This is a genomic window from Fibrobacter sp. (assembly GCA_024398965.1).
GTDB lineage: Bacteria > Fibrobacterota > Fibrobacteria > Fibrobacterales > Fibrobacteraceae > Fibrobacter.
This window is the reverse complement of sequence record JAKSIF010000003.1, coordinates 93,442-111,384: the sequence shown is the minus strand read 5'-3', so window position 1 is coordinate 111,384 and position 17,943 is coordinate 93,442. Positions and strand designations below refer to the sequence as shown.

At 50.0% G+C, this 17,943-nt stretch carries 21 protein-coding genes; 3 read left to right on the top strand and 18 right to left on the bottom strand.

Annotation, left to right across the window (positions count from 1 at the left end):
- Positions 1–13: 13 nt before the first annotated feature.
- Both MJZ26_02340 and MJZ26_02335 read left to right on the top strand, forming a co-directional pair.
- Positions 14–1,252, top strand: a complete 1,239-nt coding sequence (locus MJZ26_02340) for a DUF1073 domain-containing protein (protein MCQ2104607.1) — start codon at positions 14–16, stop codon at positions 1,250–1,252.
- Positions 1,253–1,256: 4 nt separating this feature from the next.
- Positions 1,257–3,911: a minor capsid protein gene (locus MJZ26_02335; GenBank protein ID MCQ2104606.1), complete on the top strand. Its 2,655-nt coding sequence runs from the start codon at positions 1,257–1,259 to the stop codon at positions 3,909–3,911.
- Here MJZ26_02335 and MJZ26_02330 read toward each other — a convergent pair.
- The 16 genes from MJZ26_02330 to MJZ26_02255 all read right to left on the bottom strand — a co-directional run bounded on the left by MJZ26_02330 (position 3,908) and on the right by MJZ26_02255 (position 12,823).
- Positions 3,908–4,618 (bottom strand): GIY-YIG nuclease family protein, encoded by a 711-nt coding sequence (locus MJZ26_02330; GenBank protein ID MCQ2104605.1) that lies wholly within the window; start codon positions 4,616–4,618, stop codon positions 3,908–3,910. The genes MJZ26_02335 and MJZ26_02330 overlap by 4 nt on opposite strands.
- 2 nt (positions 4,619–4,620) lie before the next feature.
- On the bottom strand, positions 4,621–4,881 hold the full coding sequence (locus MJZ26_02325) for a hypothetical protein (protein MCQ2104604.1): 261 nt from the start codon (positions 4,879–4,881) through the stop codon (positions 4,621–4,623).
- Positions 4,882–5,000: 119 nt separating this feature from the next.
- Positions 5,001–5,156: a hypothetical protein gene (locus MJZ26_02320; protein MCQ2104603.1), complete on the bottom strand. Its 156-nt coding sequence runs from the start codon at positions 5,154–5,156 to the stop codon at positions 5,001–5,003.
- 13 nt (positions 5,157–5,169) lie between these two features.
- On the bottom strand, positions 5,170–5,448 hold the full coding sequence (locus MJZ26_02315) for a hypothetical protein (protein ID MCQ2104602.1): 279 nt from the start codon (positions 5,446–5,448) through the stop codon (positions 5,170–5,172).
- A 30-nt stretch (positions 5,449–5,478) separates the two neighbouring features.
- The gene (locus MJZ26_02310) at positions 5,479–5,892 is read right to left on the bottom strand and encodes a hypothetical protein (protein ID MCQ2104601.1); all 414 of its coding nucleotides are present in this window, start codon (positions 5,890–5,892) and stop codon (positions 5,479–5,481) included.
- Positions 5,889–6,062 (bottom strand): DUF4314 domain-containing protein, encoded by a 174-nt coding sequence (locus MJZ26_02305; protein ID MCQ2104600.1) that lies wholly within the window; start codon positions 6,060–6,062, stop codon positions 5,889–5,891. Before MJZ26_02305 ends, MJZ26_02310 begins: the two co-directional genes overlap by 4 nt.
- Positions 6,063–6,071: 9 nt before the next feature.
- Positions 6,072–6,449 carry a hypothetical protein gene (locus MJZ26_02300; protein ID MCQ2104599.1) on the bottom strand — a complete coding sequence of 126 codons (378 nt, stop codon included), beginning with the start codon at positions 6,447–6,449 and terminating at the stop codon, positions 6,072–6,074.
- Between the two features lie 30 nt (positions 6,450–6,479).
- Positions 6,480–6,713 carry a hypothetical protein gene (locus tag MJZ26_02295; GenBank protein ID MCQ2104598.1) on the bottom strand — a complete coding sequence of 78 codons (234 nt, stop codon included), beginning with the start codon at positions 6,711–6,713 and terminating at the stop codon, positions 6,480–6,482.
- 79 nt (positions 6,714–6,792) lie between these two features.
- Positions 6,793–7,215 carry a hypothetical protein gene (locus MJZ26_02290; GenBank protein MCQ2104597.1) on the bottom strand — a complete coding sequence of 141 codons (423 nt, stop codon included), beginning with the start codon at positions 7,213–7,215 and terminating at the stop codon, positions 6,793–6,795.
- A 32-nt stretch (positions 7,216–7,247) separates the two neighbouring features.
- Complete coding sequence (locus tag MJZ26_02285; GenBank protein MCQ2104596.1) at positions 7,248–7,670, bottom strand: SpoVG family protein; 423 nt, start codon at positions 7,668–7,670, stop codon at positions 7,248–7,250.
- A gap of 57 nt (positions 7,671–7,727) precedes the next feature.
- Complete coding sequence (locus MJZ26_02280) at positions 7,728–7,913, bottom strand: hypothetical protein (GenBank protein ID MCQ2104595.1); 186 nt, start codon at positions 7,911–7,913, stop codon at positions 7,728–7,730.
- 181 nt (positions 7,914–8,094) lie between these two features.
- The gene (locus tag MJZ26_02275) at positions 8,095–9,141 is read right to left on the bottom strand and encodes a site-specific integrase (protein ID MCQ2104594.1); all 1,047 of its coding nucleotides are present in this window, start codon (positions 9,139–9,141) and stop codon (positions 8,095–8,097) included.
- A 200-nt stretch (positions 9,142–9,341) separates the two neighbouring features.
- Positions 9,342–9,674 (bottom strand): hypothetical protein, encoded by a 333-nt coding sequence (locus MJZ26_02270; protein MCQ2104593.1) that lies wholly within the window; start codon positions 9,672–9,674, stop codon positions 9,342–9,344.
- A gap of 54 nt (positions 9,675–9,728) precedes the next feature.
- Positions 9,729–11,183 carry an Asp-tRNA(Asn)/Glu-tRNA(Gln) amidotransferase subunit GatB gene (gene gatB / locus MJZ26_02265; protein ID MCQ2104592.1) on the bottom strand — a complete coding sequence of 485 codons (1,455 nt, stop codon included), beginning with the start codon at positions 11,181–11,183 and terminating at the stop codon, positions 9,729–9,731.
- A gap of 93 nt (positions 11,184–11,276) precedes the next feature.
- Positions 11,277–11,729 carry a type II toxin-antitoxin system VapC family toxin gene (locus MJZ26_02260; protein ID MCQ2104591.1) on the bottom strand — a complete coding sequence of 151 codons (453 nt, stop codon included), beginning with the start codon at positions 11,727–11,729 and terminating at the stop codon, positions 11,277–11,279.
- A gap of 17 nt (positions 11,730–11,746) precedes the next feature.
- Positions 11,747–12,823 carry a hypothetical protein gene (locus tag MJZ26_02255; GenBank protein MCQ2104590.1) on the bottom strand — a complete coding sequence of 359 codons (1,077 nt, stop codon included), beginning with the start codon at positions 12,821–12,823 and terminating at the stop codon, positions 11,747–11,749.
- A 120-nt stretch (positions 12,824–12,943) separates the two neighbouring features.
- Between MJZ26_02255 and MJZ26_02250 the strand changes: the two genes are divergently transcribed.
- Positions 12,944–14,386, top strand: coding sequence for a hypothetical protein (locus MJZ26_02250; GenBank protein MCQ2104589.1), 1,443 nt, complete (start codon positions 12,944–12,946; stop codon positions 14,384–14,386).
- A gap of 204 nt (positions 14,387–14,590) precedes the next feature.
- Here the strand turns inward: MJZ26_02250 and MJZ26_02245 are convergent, their stop codons facing one another.
- Positions 14,591–15,766: a multidrug effflux MFS transporter gene (locus MJZ26_02245; GenBank protein MCQ2104588.1), complete on the bottom strand. Its 1,176-nt coding sequence runs from the start codon at positions 15,764–15,766 to the stop codon at positions 14,591–14,593.
- A 298-nt stretch (positions 15,767–16,064) separates the two neighbouring features.
- On the bottom strand, positions 16,065–17,927 hold the full coding sequence (locus tag MJZ26_02240; GenBank protein ID MCQ2104587.1) for a phosphoenolpyruvate carboxykinase (GTP): 1,863 nt from the start codon (positions 17,925–17,927) through the stop codon (positions 16,065–16,067).
- Between the last annotated feature and the right edge of the window lie 16 nt (positions 17,928–17,943).

Here is a 17,943-nt window from a genome sequence, read left to right as displayed (position 1 = left end):
AGGAAATCAACTCATGGAAAAAAGCAAGATTCAGGACGGAGCCTACGGCAATTTCGTCACAGGAATGGGTCACGCCCAGATGGATAAGGGAGAAAGTACCTTCGCAAAGCCCTACGGAGGAAGCGACCTCTACGAACTGGCGAAAATGAAGGTGCAGGACGGAATTGCAGCCCGAATCGTGGAATGTGTTCCGGAAACAGCCTTCAAGCATGACATTTCCATCATCGGAGACGAAGATGGAACAGTCCTCAAGGAATGTTTCTCCCTTGGCCTCATCGAAGCCCTGCAGGTCGCTGGCGAATATCAGCGTTTGACTGGAGGCGCAATCATCGTCACGGAATATGAGAATGACGATTTGCAGTCCCTGGCTGCACCCCCAACGTCCAGCGCCAAGGTGAGACAGTACCGCGTCTATAGCGCAGGGACAGTCGATCTTCAATCCAGCGACTTCGAGGGTGATTCCCCGAAAGTTTTCCGAGTCACCCTTCTGGACGGTGAAAGGCGCGAAATCCACCCCCAAAGATGCACTGTCATTTATGGCAAGAAGGCCCCGGACGTCCTTCGTGGAGTTTCCCTGCGAGAACGGTTCTTCGGAACACCCGCCTTGAAGGCCAGCGAACAGAGCCTAAAGAACCTCGCCAACGTCATGGCAAGCATCGTCAACATGGCGACGGAAACGGGCGTCATGCTTTTCAGCCTGGAGAACTTCAACGAAATGCTCTCCAAGCCGGACTGCGGCATCCGCGACGCACAGGAGCTTATAAGCCTCGTCAAGCTATCCATGAGTTCGTTCCGGGGCGTTTTCAGCGGCGCAAATGACAAATTCGAGATTTTAAGCCACAACTTCACAGGTTTGCCCGAAGTCCTGCAGAAGGCGATGAACATGGTCAGCGCGGATTCAAGAATCCCCGTCAGCATCCTTTTCGGACAGAGCGCCACTGGTCTCGCCCAGACTAACGAGGGCGACACAAAGGCCTATGGCGAACTGGTGGAAAGCTGGCGTTCCCGCTATATCTACCGTCCGTCAGCAAGGCTCATTTCCGAACTTGCCCACAGGAACTGCAACGCAAGCTGTAGCGAGTTCGAATGGGGACCAGTTTCTGTCATGAGCCTAAAGGAACAGCTGGAGGCAAAGAAGCTCCAGGCGGAAACCCTCAACATCTATTACCAGATGGGAGCCATAGACGCCGACAGCATCCATGAGAGCGTCTTTCACAACGGTCACTCCTGGGAAGTAACCGTAGAGGACTAGCAGAATGGCAAACAGCTTTCTCAATTTCGTAAGGAACGTGGAACGCATCGGACAGAAGAAGCGTGGACGCAGGCCCGTCTTTAGCGCCCACCAGTTCTATCCCAGCGCCATCGAGGCGGACCTTCAAAAGGCTACCCGCGAGGAATTTGCAAGGGCGCTGGAACAGAATATCCAGCTCGCCCTCATGGGCTTCGTTGACGACCTTGACGATCTTGCGAAAGCGAAAGCTGAACTGTCCCCGGAATTTGTAAAGAAGGTGTCAAGCCTAGCCGATGCCGTCGGAGTAAAGACGGGCTGGAATTTCAGCGAATATTCCAAAATGCTTGTGGGCCAGCCCTACTTCCCCCCGGAAGCGGAAAAGTCCATCTTTGACGCATGGAAGGCAAATTTCCAACAGCTCTGCATAAGTGCCGAAACCGACGCCAAGGCAAAGATATCCAGGCTCGCCACCGACGCGAGGATGAAGGGCTGGAGCAAATCGCAACTTGAATCTGCAATTCGCAGGGAATTGCCGATGGAGACAAAGCATCGCGCGGAGCTGATCGCCAGAACGGAAATGGGAAAGCTCAATTCAGCAGCCAACCTTTCCACCTACAAGAAGCTGGGCATCCGCTACTATATGTGGATGACAACGCTGGACGGGCGCGAGCGTGATTCCCACGCCCTCATGAACGGCTTGATCTGCAGCGTCGAAAATCCGGACGTCTATTATGAGGAAACTCCCGAAGGACTTGTGGAGCATCCAAGAACCTCGGAAATGTACCATGGAACCCCAGGAGAGGACTTCCAATGCCGTTGCAGCATGGTCGCTTGGGAGCCGGAAATCGACGGAAAATACCAGGTCAGACAGGCGGAACAGCCAGAGACTCCGCAGCAGGGCGCAAACGAGGCTACGAGCGCCCAGCTGGAAAAGATGGAACAGACTATCGCCCAGCAGGAAAAACAGCTGCAGGCGCTCAAAATGGAGCAGGAATCGCTGTTATCCAGGCAAAGGCTCATCCAGGCGGCAGAAAAACGCCACCAAAGGACACCCCAGCAGATCGCGGATATCCAAAATCGCTGGGAAGAAAGACTCCGCAGGCGCAGAATTGCCGAAATTGCCCAGAAAAGGCATGAAAAAAGGACTATTTCACAGGAAAACGCCATCAGGAAGGAGCTGGAACGCAGAACAGCCATCCGTACAGAGGCGCACAAGCTGTTACAGGAAGCAAACGGGCTTCATGGATTGTCCGGTAAGGACGAACTGGAAAAAGCCCTGCAGAAGGGTGGCAAAAGCGCCTACAGCGAAATGGAAGCCCAGAGCGCCAAGCTGGAGGAATCCCTCAAGAAGCTCAAGGCCTGTACCTACCTTGAGGACCCGATCCAGGTCGCCAGGGATTTCGACTATGACACAGCCATTCTCGTCAATGATTCCGTCAAGAAGAAACTCGACGGGATGCCCCGTTCCCTTTCCAGCCGAAAGCATGACCTTGAATTTGAAATCAAGTGGGTGGAGGACCATAAGAAGTATTCCAGCTGGAAGGTCGCGCAGGACGCCTATAAGAAGGCGCTTCGCGAGGTGGAACAGAAAATCCTATGGGAATCCGACATTCAACGCGTGGACGAAATCAAGGACTTTCTTGCCAAGCATCCGAAATCCGGGATCATCAAGAAGCTGGCGGAAGATATGGACGCCGCGATTGCAAAGGGTGACGCCGCGGCAAGAACGGAGCTTCAACAGCTGTTGAAAAAGGCCGAAACAAGAAAGGCTGAAATCGAAGCCAAGGAACTTCGCGAACGCTTGAAGAAGATCAAAAGCGGAACGGCTGGTGGAATCCCCTTCGGAACAGTCACTCTCCCAGAACTCAAAGCCACCATGGGTTCAAAATTGCCCAAGACCCTTGAGCATCTGGACGACGCCATCGCCAAGTATGAAAAATCCAGAAAGTACGGTTCGGACACGAAGAAGTACGCCAAGGAAATCGAAGCCAACATGAAGATGCTTTTCCAGCAGCATGACCTGGGAATGCACATTGACGACGATATTCTCGAAAAGGTTTTCACTAGCCATTTCAAGAACACTTTCGAAACAGGAAGCTCCGGCGGTTATTGTGGTCCAAGTCTAAACGCAGACGGTTCAATCAAACAGTCTCACGCGCGTTTGGGCGCCGCCCATAACCTTTTTGGCCTTGGTTCCACCGACAGGGCAAATCAGCTCAAGATTGGCCAGTACGAAAAATACGGAAACCTGTTGGACCACGACAAACTTCGCGAGTTCAAGTCCCACAATCCGGCCACGCAGTACGGAAATGTCACAGTTCGTTTCAAGAAGGATAAGGTCGTCTGCACCTGGACTGCTGGCGACAGCCTCGGCGAAACTTACCAGCCCAGCCTCGTCACCGATCCCAAGGCTGTTTCCTATGACGACATGAGTGAAAGGAAATTGCCAAAACTTGGAACGGACACTTCCAACATGGCGAATTTCCGCGACAACAACATCCGAAGCTACCTGGAACTACAGTTCCATGGCGACGTCACGATTGATTGCGTGGAATCACTTACCTATCCCTACGACTTGATGGATAAAAGTAAAGCCACCCATTTACAGGTGGCAAAAAAATGGCAGAGCATCGGAGCAGAGGTTTATTACATCAAGAACGGAAAGCTGGAAAAACTTTAATTTTTTTTCGTTATTATTCTTCTTTTTTTCTTTTTTACTTTTCTCTTCAGCAAGCGATAGCCCTCACAGCCAGGTTCATTTGTGTATTCTATCTTTTTTTCTTTGACCAATCTTTTTAAAAGTTTTTTCACTTTAACAGAAAAATCACACTCAAGAACATACTTGTTAATCAAATAGATACTATTTAGCCCACCATTACCAGCTTCTTTAAGCGTATCAAGCAGCCAATTAGTACAATCAGCAACATTTTTACTTTTATCATTCCATGGTAAAGATGCAGGCTTATCTTCTTTTACTTTTCCAATCAATCTATCTTCAACTGCCAACCTAAATGATGCAGGGGAAACGCAGACAAACGAAACATACATCTTTCTATTTTTTAAAACCTCCTTTTTTATTTCATTCAATTTAGAGTCTCTCGAAGTAGAGATAAAATGTTCTTTCAATCTTCCTTTCAAATTTGTGGTTTCACCAATATATTTTAGAGAGTTATTCGACCAAATCGCATAAATTCCTGGAAAAACAGGGATATCTTGAGGGAGCTTTGCGCCCTTTACTCCAATCACATTCGAATCTATAGCAATTTTATTTTTACGCTTTCCAATTAAAACCAATTCTATTTCTGCAATAGCGTTATTCCATACGTTTGGGTCAAGTTTAAACGTATATGGTTGATGCATTTTATCCCTCTGTAAATCAGGTTTCACCTTTAAATAAAAGAATCCTGCAACGGATGCTTCACTGGTTCCAGATAGTCCATCAGCGGATCAAGACTTTCGTCATACCTAGCTTCCGCAACAGCCTTGAAAATCTTGGATGCCGATACGCGCGGTTTAGGCGTCAATTCCGCCTCATCGGATTCCCTGGTAAAGAGAATGCTGTCAAGCCAGCGACACCACACAATAGAATAGCCATGGGTCATGCAGTATTCTGTCAGCTCAACTGTAGCAGCAAGATCTTTGAAGTTCATCGTCAACTCGTTATTTCATTCCTAGTCAGCATCCATCTGGATTCAATCGCAAGATAAAAAAAAGCCAAAGCTGGTAAAAGCCTTGACTTCAAGAAACATTATTTATCCGATATAAACGACTATTCCTGACCGCCAGCGACAATCAGCAGATCGTCATAATTGTCGTCCTTTTCCAGTTTTTCGACCTGGCGATAATCGCCATTTCCATTCTGTGAAAGAACAACCCAGTCCGACGGAAACTTCTGCAGTTCCTTGATAAGTTCTCCAGCTGTCATTTGGGCCTCACCGTTAGAAATAGAGCTTGCTGACGTTCATGCGAATTTCTTCGCTTGCCTTGGAGTTCTTGAGGTACTCCCGAATCAGTTCCACAAACTGATAGGGCGCCCATTTCGCGATATAGGCGCAGACCATCCTAAAGAAGTCCAGCTCCGTCTGTTTTTCAACAGTCCGCGCATACTCCTTGCAGACGAAATTTTCAGCCACCCAGAACTTGCCCGCATAACCTTTCCCCGCCTCGAAGGGACAGTTTTCCTCGCCCTTGTAATAGGTACAGAAATCTTCAAACATTGATTTTTCCTCTTGTGATAAGATAGCATTTTAAGACTGTTGCTGAATGTCCTTCAACATATCGGCAACCACAGACTTTATCCAGCCAGGTTTCAGCTCATACCCGGATGAACATTTTTCCAAATAGTCTGTCACCTTGGCCTCAATCTGATCCAGATTGTCGAATACCGTAAAGCAGCATTCCGGGTCCTGGGTCAATAGCGAGCCACGCCCAGCCATGCGGTTCTGCAAGCTGCAGGCGTAATAGACATAAGGATAGAGAAGCGCGCATTTAAGCTCCAAATAGGCCATGTAGCCCTCGCCCTTCGTATAGGTGTGAACATTCGTCACATAGACGCCCACATCGTTCGTAAGGGCGCAAAGCCACGATTTACACCATGGCTTTGCACTGTTGGGGATTTCTACGCGGTCAAGTATCGAAAAGAAATCCAGCTGGTCTGTCATTTGTGGCCTATAACCTCGAAGCGATCGTTCTCGGGCTGAACAGCCAGCCCACCCCAGCTTCCATGCAGCTGGCCCAGGCTGTCGATGTGTTCCACGACGCCAGTCTTTCCCGTATAACGCGGTTCGCCAAGCATTTCAATGATCTTGATAATGTCTCCAACTTTTACCATGGTCGCCTCCTAGCAGTATTCCACCTGGGTCAGCATTTCATAGCCTTCCGGAAAATTACGGGTACAGAGCTTCTGGACTCGCTCGCGAACGTATTCGATTTCATCGTCCTCAAGTCCGGTTTCCACGCCATCCTTGCAGTTCACCACAAGAAGGTTGCCCACAAACATAGGCGCGCCCAGGTTGTCGATGGCGCTGATCTTGTTATCTTCCTTCATCAGCCCCTCATCATCACAGATAATGTCGAATACCTTCTTGCCGACCTTGCGCGACTGGATGTCAATCAGTTCACAGTGAAGCTCGCGATAATAGTCCTCCAGCTTGTTTTCGATTTCAACGACGCGGCTGTTTCCGCCAATCACGTCAATAAGAAATGCCTTGATTTTCATAATTCGGTGTCCCTTAAATTTTGGTGGTGATTATTTGATGGTCCAGCAGGATTCTCGCGCCTGCCATTCCGCCTTGAGTCCAAACGCGGCCGCGATTTCGATTACAGTCTGTTTCTGGACCGCTACGGCACTCAAAAGCTCACGCTGGTACTTGCGATACTCCGCGCTGGAGCTGTTCTCGGCGGTCTTGCGAAGTTCCACCGATTTTTGCTCATAACCCCAGAGCGCCTTGAGCAGCACCTTCTTGACTTCTTCAATTTCCATTTTCATTCCCTGTTTAAAAATACCTAACTTGATTAGGTTTTTCAAGTAATAAAAAAGGAGGAATCGAAACAGCCTTAAACTAGGCCTCCGATTCCTCCAGTTCTTCTTCGGATTCCTCGGATTCTTCAATCGCGCTGTCGATCAATTCCTCCAGTTCCTCCATGGCCTTTTCAATTCCCTCGTCCAGCAAATAGCAACGGATCGTCACGTCAGCCCATTCGGCGCCCTTCGCGATGGCGTCACACTCGCAACAGAACTCGCTCATGGCTTCGCCAAGCAGGTCCCAGTTACCAGCAAGATTCTGTTCCGCTTCATAGGAGGAAAAGGTATAGGAACCGGAAGCATTGCCTGTGACGGAATCGTCAATCCAGAACGCGTCATGGAACTTTTCAGTCAGCGTTTCCTTCGACATTCCCTTCACTTCATCCTTATGGTATTCCAGGTATTCCTTGATAGCGGTTTCACAATCTTCTTTGATGGCATCGCGGTAATTGTAGCTCATGGTTCGGTGTCCTTTATTTTCAATGGTGATTTTTAAGCGATTGCGGCCTGGTATTTTTCCAGGATGCAATTTTCGATGTGTTCACGAAGCTGGCGGGTAATGGGCTGGGCGATACAGCGGAAATCCTCGCCCTTGTAGAATGGATCGTTCGGATAGCCAACAAAAAGACCGTTTTCACCGTCCATAATGCGCAAGCCGCGAAGCATGAGCTGGTCGTTGAAAACAACGCTTGCAAGACCCTTCATGTGACCCAGGCTTGCACCTTCCTTGAAGGGGAAAACCTGCACGTTCGTGATTGCCAAACAGTCAAAGACGTTTTCTGCATTTCCCTTTTTGGACTGTTCGTGAACCTTCGCGCGAAGCATCTCAACTTCATGTTCCAGTTCTTCGATGGTTCGATTTGCACCCTTGATGTCTTCCTTGAGGGTTTCAATCTGTTTCTGTTCATTATTCATGATTTGTTCCTTTTTTAGGGTTTATGGTTAAAAGAAAGGCCTGCCGATCAGCAGGTCCTAAATGAGGTAGGCCGGGTGAGCCTTGTGGTCGGTTCCGCCAAGGTAGCGTTTGACCCATTCAATAGCAGCCTTCTTGCTGCTGGCTACATCAACAGTCACGCTCCAGGTTCTGGGTTCCCCGTTAAACTTGTAGGCGACGTTATAGTACCTAAACTCGCCCTTATTTGTCTTTCTTGTATTCATTTGAATCAGCCTTGTTTGCTCATTTGTACACTACAAATCTACATAACCGCACAGCTGTGTCAAGACGTAAATCAAGAAAAATTCAAATATTTTTCATTTTCTTTCAATTTTTATTGTTCAATAGACAAAAAAAGAGCCATAGACGGATAGTCTATAGCCCTTTCACGATTTCCGCAAGGTTCTAAATCTTGGGAACCAGTTCGACAGCCTTGCGCTTGCCCTCATCCAGCACCTTTGTGTAGATTTGGGTAGTCTTGACGTTGGTGTGGCCCAAAATCTTGCTGACGGTATAAAGGTCCGCCCCATAGGAAAGCATCAAGGTCGCACAGGTATGACGGGAACAGTGAAACGTAATGTGCTTCTTTATCCCGGAAAGTTCCACCAGCTTAGCAAGTTTTATATCTGCATGACATGATCTACCAGGAATGGCGTCAAAAATTCGATCTTCGTCTCGAACGTTTTCGTTTCTTTGCGGAATAAATTGCAAGGCGTTTTGCGAAAGAGGAATACGAACTTCCTCCTTCGTTTTCATCTGTTCCGTAATCAAAATACCGTCTTGAATGTCGCCCCATTTTGCCTTATAAATATCGCTATAACGAAGTCCCGTAAAACAACCGAAAAGAAAAGCGCCCTTTATCATGAACCAGCGCCTTGCTGCAGAAGCGCCACATTTCTCAACAGGAGGTTCTACAACCATGAATTGCTTTATTTCATCCAGCGTCAAGAAAACCTTATTGCCAGGCTTTGGTGAAGGAACAACACCGGAAAAATCCGGGAGCTGAGGAATAAGACCTTCCTTGAAAGCTTGTCGCATGGCCAACTTAAGAAACGCACCGTTTGAGTTTTGTGCGTTTTGAGAACAGTCTCCCCAAGCATCTCGAATGATCTTTGAAAGGCAGGCCCTATCAACAGAAGCGAGCATTATCTTATTCGGAATACGTTTCGCAGCCGACGTAAAAGATCGAACGGTATTTTTCACTTTATATCGACTTGCAACTTCCAAAGCATAATCTCTAAATGAGATGCTGGTTGCTTCAAATTTCTTGACAGCGATTCCAGCTTCAATGGCGATCAGCTCTTCCATCTTCTTTGCCTTGAGCTGTTGGGCCAAACGCATTGTAGTTGCATTTTGAACTTTATCTTTTCCAAGATAGAGTCCTAAAAATTCGCGTTCCCTTTTGCCATGAAAGAACCAATCCAGATATAGGGACTGGCCTCCATTTTTCATGGTACGCTTTCTCAAATTGACTGTTTCACGAACCTTACTCATAGACCTCCCCGGCGATCCTCGGGTGCCAGTCAAGTGACGCTCGAGTGACGGTTTCAGTCCAAAAGTAACACTACAAAAGCAAAATTGAAAGAGGCGATTTTTTAAAAATCGCCGTTTTTCGTTCAATTTAGGCGTTTTTGAGTTTATGTAGGTTTCTGTCAGCGCGAAGGGTTATAATTGTTCATCAACACCATTGCAAGCGCAACACAGAGCATCACCACACCACCTACTATAACCTGCTGACGATGATTGTACTCGCGCTTGATATAGCTGGGGTTTTCTTCGTTCAATTCCTGGAGCGTGGGGCCCGCGTTAAGCTTGGTGGAATCAATGCCGTAAAGTTCTGCAATTTCCTCGTCACTCATGTTCAACGTACTGACATAAGCGGAATCATACTGGTCCAGCTTGTCCGCGGCACTTGAAACCGCCGGCGTCAGTACGACGCAGACGATTGCAAAAACGAAAATACCGAGAGCATGATTCCGTGTCATTGCGAAGAGCGACGCCTGTCCCGGACTAGATCCGGGATGGCAATCTAACCGCGTTTATTCCTGAGCCAGCTTGTCGAGAATTTCGTTGACCATAGCCGGGTTAGCCTTGCCACCGGACTTGCGCATGGTCATACCCACAAGGAAGCCCTTCAGAGCAACCTTACCGGCCTTGAATTCTGCGAACTGGGCAGCGTTTGCGGCACAGACTTCGCGAACGATAGCTTCGATAGCGCCAGTGTCAGCCACCTGGACCAGGCCCTTTTCCTTAACGATATCTGCAGGATCCTTGCCGGTTTCGAACATGTCGGCAAACACGGTCTTTGCAATCTTACCGTTGATGGTCTTGTCTTCGATGAGGTTCACCAGGGCGCAGAGCTGTTCCGGCTTGATCTTCAAGTCGGCGAGGCCGCCTTCCAGGTCCTTCATCTTAGCGAGGAGTTCGGTGATGACCCAGTTGGCCAGGACCTTGCCGTTCTTGCAGTTCTTGGAAGCGGTATCGAACCAGTCGCTGATGTCGCGGTCGTCGGTAAGCACCTGGGCGTCGTATTCGGACACGCCGAGGTCGTTCATGAAGCGGGCGCGACGGGCATCCGGCAGTTCCGGAAGGGTGCGGCGGATTTCTTCCACGAAGGCAGGATCGGTAACAAGACGTACCATGTCCGGTTCCGGGAAGTACTTATAGTCGTGAGCGTCTTCCTTACTGCGGATGACGATAGTCTTGTCGGCGTTGGGGTCGTAACGCTTGGTACACTGTTCCACTTCCTTGCCAGCGTCCAGAGTAGCGGACTGCAGGTAGTATTCGGCGTTCAAAGCCTTTTCAAGGTTGGTGAAGCTGTTCAGGTTCTTGATTTCTGCACGGGTGCCGAAAGGAGCGTCTTCGGAAGCGCGCAGGGAAATGTTACCGTCGCAGCGCATGTTGCCGTTTTCCATGTTGGCGTTGGAGACGCGGGTGTATTCAAGAGTCTGCTTGATCTTCTTGAGAACCAGAACGGCTTCTTCCGGGCTACGGATGTCCGGTTCCGTGACGATTTCGCAAAGCGGGGTGCCGCAACGGTTTGCGTCGAAGTGAGAGTCGGTGGGGCTCATGTCGTGGATCAGCTTACCGGCGTCTTCTTCCATGTGGATACGGGTAATGCCCACGCGCTTCTTGGTACCGTCGGCCTTGATGATTTCAAGCCAGCCGTTCTTGCAGATCGGGTGGTCATAAACCGGAAGACCGCCAGTCTGGGTAATCTGATAACCCTTGGGAAGGTCCGGGTAGAAATAGTTCTTACGGGTCCACATGGCGTTCAGGTCGATTTCGCAGTTGAGAGCGAGACCCAGGCGGATTGCATATTCCACAGCCTTCTTGTTGGGAACAGGCATGGCACCGGGCATACCGAGGCAAACCGGGCAAACGTGCTTGTTGGGGCTGGTGTTCACTTCAATTTCGCAACCGCAGAACATCTTAGTCTTGGTAGCGAGCTGGCAATGGATTTCGAGACCGATAACGGTAGAGTAATTAGGCATATTAGCTCCAATAAATTTATACAATCCAAAGATAGAAAAAGCCCAAACCTAGATGGGTTCGGGCTCACTAAATTTACGTCTATAAACGAAACTTTAAAGGACTTCGTCCAAGGTTACCACAGGTATGTCCGTTGCATTTGCAAAGTTCGCATTTTCCGTTAGGATACAATCAGCGCCATTCACATAGGCGGTAGCCAGGCGCTGGGCTTCGGCTTCAGTCAGTTTATGATTGGTACGGGCGGCGGCGGCGAAAAGTTCAGCAGCCTTCACCGCAATTTCTCCGTTAACCTCACAAAGCTTTACGTTTCTGGAATTCTCAAAAAACTCACGGTACTGGCGAGCGAGAACCCCCTCCCCCGCCACACAGGCCCTGCGGGAGATTTCAAACAAAGTAACAGCAGATGTAAGAACCGTAATGTTTTTTTCGTAGGCGTAGTCCAACACAGAGGAAACCACCGGATAGTAGTCCGGGTTCATCTGCAAGAGACGCACAATAGCACCTGTATCCAGGAATAAAATGCGGGACTGTTCAACGGACTTGTTCATAAACTGCAGTAAAAGAGTTACTCGTAGATTTCCATCTGGGCAATGTCTTCACGCATGCCTGCGCGAACCATCCTGAATCGTTCAGCCTGCGGATAGAAATACCAGATCCACCATTCACCACTGATATCGGTGCGCTTGGTCTTGATGGCCATGGGCTTTTCACCCTTGTAGAAGTCTCGCTTATGGGGAATCACATGTTCAAAGGGACGGTAGGTGTGAACCTCATCGCCGGCCTTACGTTCGATAAAACCGTTTCCACCCTTACTCCAAGTGATGGTTACCTTGCCATTTTCGTCCTTTTCCTCCTTACAGGAGTCAAAGCCGCTGTCGCACCACTTGAACTTTTTGTAGGTGAAGGACTGTTCCGGCAGGTTGAAGTTTTCAACAACGCGACGATTTCCCTTGAAATTGCTGTATTCGCCTTCAAGCTTGAAGCTGCCCGAATTGTATTCGGAGCAACCACGCTGAGCAACCTGAACACGGCGGTTGGCCACGGCGATATCGACAGTACAACCATCCTCGGTATAGGTCATGCGGCCATGACCGTTAGCCTCACGGAGCTCGATATTACTTGCTTCGAGTTCCGCACGGTTTCCAAAGGGACCGTTCTGAATGATAACAGTAAACAATCGGGGATTGGTGGGAGACTTCTTGAGGAACACACTTCCAGAGGCGGAGGCATATTCGCCGCTAATATCAGCAGAAGCCTGCTGGAAACGGGCCAGGTCGGCACGCTTAACCCACATGTTTCCGTACTTACAATCAATGGGAACAAACCTGGGTGGTTCCTTAGGTTCAGAAACTTCCCAGATAACCTTCTTTTTCTTCTGAAGCTTAGTCTTGGGCTTGCCCTTCTTGTCCTTGATCACCCTACCCTTTTTATCCTTAACCTCGACGCGTTCCTTGACGTAGGTAACCTTTTCTACGGAGTCCTTGGGAATGGGCAGTTCCTTGATCCAGTCTGTCATGGTCAAGGCTCCTGCAGGAGCAGATTCGTCGACCTTGGAACCATTCTTCTTGTAAACGTAAAGATTATCCTGTGCAAGGGCGATACTAACCAAGACAAAAAGCGCAAAAAACAGAATTTTCTTCAAAATAAAACCTCTCTGGCCCCTAAAGTTAGCTTTTTATATGGAAAACAAAAGTAAAAACACTAGATGAAAGATTTTTTTACTAAACTTATACCGTGGAATTAGTGAAAGGAGTTCCCTAATATGAAGAAAATGTTCCTTGCCTCCTGCATCATGGCTGCAGCAGTTTACGCTGCACCTGAAGCAGCCCCCGCAGCAGCCCCCGCACAGGCCGCTGCTCCCGCTCCCGCAGCAGAAGCCGCACAGGCCCCCGCTGCCGCACCGGCAACCGAAGCCGCTCCCGCTGCCGAACAGGCTGCTCCCGCACAGGCTGCAGAAGCTCCCGCAGCAGAAGCCGCTCCTGTCGCAGAACAGGCCGCTCCTGCACAGGCTGCAGAAGCTCCTGCCGAAGCAGCACCCGCTGCTGAACAGGCCGCCCCTGCACAGGCTGCAGAAGCTCCTGCCGAAGCAGCACCCGCTGCCGAACCTGCAGCAACAGAAGTTGCAGCTGCAGAAGAGCCCGTTCCCGCTGCTGAAGCAGCAGCAGAACCGGTTGCAAAGCCCAAGAAGAAGCGCAAGAAAAAGAAGATGATCGAAAACGCAGTGATGACTGTCAACCAGATCAACTTCGACATCAACGCCGACTTCGAACTTGAAGCAGGCAAGGTATTCTGGACCAGCGAAGACGACGAACTTGGCGACAACTTCGAAACCTGGAACGGCGAAGCAAACTTCGCAGTTCTCGCCGAAACCGACGACTTCAAGGGTAAGATTGGCGTAGCCTTCTACCCCGGCGACCTCCAGACCGGCGACTACGAAAACAAGAAGGTCAAGAAGGAAGCTATCCGTAACGATGCAGACAAGTCTGCAGCCGATTACTTCTCTCTGGACGAAGCATGGGCAATGCAGGGCACCGACTACTTCACCTTCAAGGTGGGTCGTTGGGACAATACCGACAAGAGCGGTGACTACTTCGGTGGCTACATCGACGGTTACCTGAACGGCTTCCTCTCTACCCAGGCTCCGGAAAACCAGTTGCAGTTCGGTTTCACTCCGACCGACAACATGGATTTCTACCTGTCTCTCATTAGCGGTTCCCAGAACCTGGACAAGGGCGACATCCGCGCCGCCTTCAACTTCCACGGTCTCGAAGGCCTCTCCAAGCTGAAGGTCCAGCTTGCTTACCGCAGCAACCTGTTCGATGTCATCTACGACTCCGACGCAGACATCAAGCACAACGCTTCCTTGAAGGCTAACCTGCCGGTAATCGACAGCAAGTTCGACATCTTCGCAGAAGCAGCCCTCATGGACCTGGCCGACGACCTGGTTATTCCTCTGACTGGTGGTATCGCCTTCTACACTCCAGTTGTAGACCGTATCATCCTCGAAGCTGAATACGTTGGTGATCGTGCCGACCACAAGGAATTCGGCGTTTCCGCTAACCAGAAGCACGTCAAGGACGTTCTCGGTGCATTCTACATCGAAAAGTCCTTCACCGACCGCTTCAGCCTGTCTGCTGGCTTCCACAGCTACGGTTCTACCAAGGACTACATGCTGTCTGGCAACCTGGTTGGACGCATCAACTAATAGACGTATAAACCGCTTGGCTTAAAAAACAACGGTTACATACATCTACTTTAAAAAGAGTCTGGTTCATACCAGGCTCTTTTTTGATGGATAAAAGCACACAAAGAACACGTTGTATTCTTGAACTTCCACTAGATTAAAAAACGCCCGGATCTTTTCCGAGCGCTTTACATAAGCATTCAAATTTTACAGATTTAAAACCATCTATCGGGCCTTGGGCATCTTTGCCTTGGCGATGATCATAAAGACCATGGTCAGGAATCCACCCGTAACCAGCATGATGGAAGCGCTTACAGCAATGTCTCCAACACCAACAATAGGCGAAGCAATACCGCCCATCAGAAAACCTGCGGCACCCATGGCAGCAGAAGCCGTGCCTGCATTCTTGCGTTCGGCATTCAAGGCCAATGCGCTGGCCGGGGGCTGCATCAAGCCGAACATGAATGTGGTCGCCATAAAGCTAAGCTGGAGCAAGGGCAGCGGTGCGTGAGTCAAAAGGCAAGCCGCTACTGCAAGAGAAGCAATGAAAACGCCAATGCCCGCAATCTTGATAGCCTTTCGATCGTTTCCGATTTTACCAGAAGTTGCGCAGCCTACGGCAGTACAGAAGGCAATCATCGCGAAGCAGAAGCTAAAGCCCATGGGACTCAGGCCATACAGTTTCTGGAAAATAAAAGGCGATGCGGCAATGTAGCCGAACAGCACAATCATGGAAGCGGTACATACTGCAAAGAAGCGAACGAATTCGCCGTTGCGGAACACCTTTACATACAAGCTAAAGTTCGCAAGAATTGACTTGTCGCTGCGGCGATGTTTGGGCAGAGATTCCTGGAACTTGCCCGCCATGAACAGCAGAACAAAGCCATAGAGGAGCAAGACCGCAAAGGTTCCCTTCCAGCTCATGAAATTCAACAAGAAACCTCCCAGCACGGGAGCCGCAATAGGGGCTACCCCATTCACGGCACTAACCATGGCCAGGAACTTAGTGAGCACCGGGCCACGATAAGAATCCGCAGAAACGGAACGAGCAATCACAATACCGCCGGAAGCAGCAAGACCTTGAATCAATCGGCAAGCATTAAAGACAGCCATGTCCGGAGAAACTATGCAGGCCATGGTGCTTATTACAAACAGCACAAGGCAAATCACCAGCAGGCGCTTACGGCCGTACTTGTCGCTCAGCGGGCCGATGAACAGCTGGCCAATACTCAAGCCCAGCATACTCATGGTTAAACTCAGCTGGGATGCCGAGGGCGTCGCCATAAAATATTCCGCCAAGTTAGGCAGAGCCGGCAGGTAGAGGTCTGTAACGAAGGGCCCGAAGGCAGAAAGCATTCCCAGAAGGAACATCAAGAACGTGAATTTGGACTTGGAACTCACGATGTATACACCTTAAAAAACAACAAGCGCCCGGTCCAGCCGCGCGCTTCACTCGAATGCGCGTTCTAGCCTTCCCCGCTATTGCGGATTGTGGACAACTGGACTTACTCCAACAAGGAAACGCGTTGTTTTCGGCACCATAGATAGAAATTTTGGCAAAAAATTCAAGATAAAAAGAAACCCCTGCGGAGGTCCGCAGAGGTTCCTTTAAGCTTTTATGCCTGGCGCTGCTACGCAGCGCAAGCTTGTCGGCTCGGAAATGAAAACAAACTAGTTTGTTTTCGCTTCGCTCGCCTTATTAAGCTTTGTTCAGACGATCCTGAATCATGTCGATGATGTCGTTCAGTTCCTTCGGAAGGTGAGCGCCGAACTTCGGATAGTGATTTTCCTTAACGTCAGCGAGTTCCTTCTTCCAGCCTTCAACATCAACGGAAGTGATAGCCGGGAGGGTCTTCTTGTAGCATTCAGCGAGGCCTTCAGTATTGAGGGCGCCGTCTGCCGGCATGAGACCAATCGGGGTTTCCTTAGCATTGTCAACGCCGTTGCAACGGTCGAAGATCCAAGCGAGGACGCGGCTGTTGTCGCCGTAACCCGGCCACATGAAGCCACCCGGGAGTTCAGCGTTGTCAGCGTCCTTACGGAACCAGTTGACGTAGAAGATCTTCGGGAGCTTGTCTTCGGTAGACTTCTTACCGATTTCGATCCAGTGCTTGAAGTAGTCACCCATGTTGTAGCCGCAGAACGGGAGGATTGCGAACGGGTCGCGACGGATCTTACCGACTTCAGCAGCGTTAATGGTGGAAGCAGCGGTGATTTCGGAACCAACGATGGAGCCGAGGAACACGCCGTGGTTCCAGCTCAGGGACTGGTGAACCAGAGGAATGGTGGACGGACGACGGCCACCGAAGAGGATTGCGGAGATAGGAACGCCTGCAGGATCTTCCCATTCAGCAGCAATGCAGGGGCACTGATATGCCGGAGCAGTGAAGCGAGCATTGGGGTGAGCCATTTCTTCGCCCTTAGGAGCCTTGTCCTTGGGGAGAGCGTCACGGGTATTGCCCTTCCAGTCAACCAGCTTGCCAGTTGCAGGATAGCCAATGCCTTCCCACCATACGTCGCCATCTTCAGTGAGAGCGCAGTTGGTGTAGATGGTGTTCTTTTCAGCAGAGATAAGAGCGTTCTTGTTGGATTCTGCGGAGGTGCCCGGAGCAACGCCGAAGAAGCCAGCTTCAGGGTTGATAGCGTAGAGACGGCCATCAGCACCAAACTTCATCCATGCAATATCGTCACCGATGGTTTCGACCTTCCAGCCCGGGATAGTCGGGATGAGCATAGCGAGGTTGGTCTTACCGCAAGCAGACGGGAATGCGCCAGTTACGTACTTAACTTCGCCCTTCGGGTTGGTGAGCTTGAGGATGAGCATGTGTTCAGCGAGCCAGCCTTCGTCGCGAGCGAGAACGGTAGCGATACGGAGAGCGAAGCACTTCTTGCCGAGGAGAGCGTTTCCACCGTAGCCAGAACCGTAGGACCACACGAGGTGTTCTTCCGGGAACTGGGAGATGTACTTGAATTCAACGTCAGCGCAGGGCCAGACACCGTTGTCCTTTTCGCCGTTGTTGAGCGGCTTACCAACGGAGTGGAGGCACGGAACGAAGTCAGCGTTCGGGTCAGCATTGAAGATATCGAGAACCTTCTTGCCAGCGCGGGTCATGATGTCCATGTTGAGAACGACGTATTCGGAGTCAGTGATTTCGATACCGTTCTTGGAGATTGCAGAACCGAGGGGGCCCATGCAGAACGGAATCACGTACATGGTACGGCCGTGCATACAACCCTTGTAGAGACCGGACATGGTCTTCTTCAGTTCAACCGGGTCAATCCAGTGGTTGGTCGGACCTGCGTCTTCTTCCTTAACGGAGGAGATGAAGGTACGGGATTCAACACGAGCCACGTCAGACGGGAGAGAACGGAACAGGTAGCAGTTTTCCTTCTTAGCGAGCTTAGTAGCGAGACCTGCGTCAACGCACTTCTGCATAAGAGTGTTGTATTCTTCAACGGAACCGTCAGCAACAACAACGTTGTCCGGTTCGCACATTGCGATAACTTCTTCAACCCAAGCCTTGATCTTCGGGTGCTTGATGTCGTTCAGAGTAAGAGACATTATTTAGCTCCTATTT

Excerpts from the sequence above, each read along its gene's own strand:
- MJZ26_02340 (MCQ2104607.1), top strand. The coding sequence starts at position 14 with ATGGAAAAAAGCAAGATTCAGGACGGAGCCTACGGCAATTTCGTCACA.
- MJZ26_02335 (MCQ2104606.1), top strand. The coding sequence starts at position 1,257 with ATGGCAAACAGCTTTCTCAATTTCGTAAGGAACGTGGAACGCATCGGA.
- MJZ26_02325 (MCQ2104604.1), bottom strand. The coding sequence starts at position 4,881 with ATGAACTTCAAAGATCTTGCTGCTACAGTTGAGCTGACAGAATACTGC.
- MJZ26_02320 (MCQ2104603.1), bottom strand. The coding sequence starts at position 5,156 with ATGACAGCTGGAGAACTTATCAAGGAACTGCAGAAGTTTCCGTCGGAC.
- MJZ26_02315 (MCQ2104602.1), bottom strand. The coding sequence starts at position 5,448 with ATGTTTGAAGATTTCTGTACCTATTACAAGGGCGAGGAAAACTGTCCC.
- MJZ26_02310 (MCQ2104601.1), bottom strand. The coding sequence starts at position 5,892 with ATGACAGACCAGCTGGATTTCTTTTCGATACTTGACCGCGTAGAAATC.
- MJZ26_02305 (MCQ2104600.1), bottom strand. The coding sequence starts at position 6,062 with ATGGTAAAAGTTGGAGACATTATCAAGATCATTGAAATGCTTGGCGAA.
- MJZ26_02300 (MCQ2104599.1), bottom strand. The coding sequence starts at position 6,449 with ATGAAAATCAAGGCATTTCTTATTGACGTGATTGGCGGAAACAGCCGC.
- MJZ26_02295 (MCQ2104598.1), bottom strand. The coding sequence starts at position 6,713 with ATGGAAATTGAAGAAGTCAAGAAGGTGCTGCTCAAGGCGCTCTGGGGT.
- MJZ26_02290 (MCQ2104597.1), bottom strand. The coding sequence starts at position 7,215 with ATGAGCTACAATTACCGCGATGCCATCAAAGAAGATTGTGAAACCGCT.
- MJZ26_02285 (MCQ2104596.1), bottom strand. The coding sequence starts at position 7,670 with ATGAATAATGAACAGAAACAGATTGAAACCCTCAAGGAAGACATCAAG.
- MJZ26_02280 (MCQ2104595.1), bottom strand. The coding sequence starts at position 7,913 with ATGAATACAAGAAAGACAAATAAGGGCGAGTTTAGGTACTATAACGTC.
- MJZ26_02275 (MCQ2104594.1), bottom strand. The coding sequence starts at position 9,141 with ATGAAAAATGGAGGCCAGTCCCTATATCTGGATTGGTTCTTTCATGGC.
- MJZ26_02270 (MCQ2104593.1), bottom strand. The coding sequence starts at position 9,674 with ATGACACGGAATCATGCTCTCGGTATTTTCGTTTTTGCAATCGTCTGC.
- gatB (MCQ2104592.1), bottom strand. The coding sequence starts at position 11,183 with ATGCCTAATTACTCTACCGTTATCGGTCTCGAAATCCATTGCCAGCTC.
- MJZ26_02260 (MCQ2104591.1), bottom strand. The coding sequence starts at position 11,729 with ATGAACAAGTCCGTTGAACAGTCCCGCATTTTATTCCTGGATACAGGT.
- MJZ26_02250 (MCQ2104589.1), top strand. The coding sequence starts at position 12,944 with ATGAAGAAAATGTTCCTTGCCTCCTGCATCATGGCTGCAGCAGTTTAC.
- MJZ26_02240 (MCQ2104587.1), bottom strand. The coding sequence starts at position 17,927 with ATGTCTCTTACTCTGAACGACATCAAGCACCCGAAGATCAAGGCTTGG.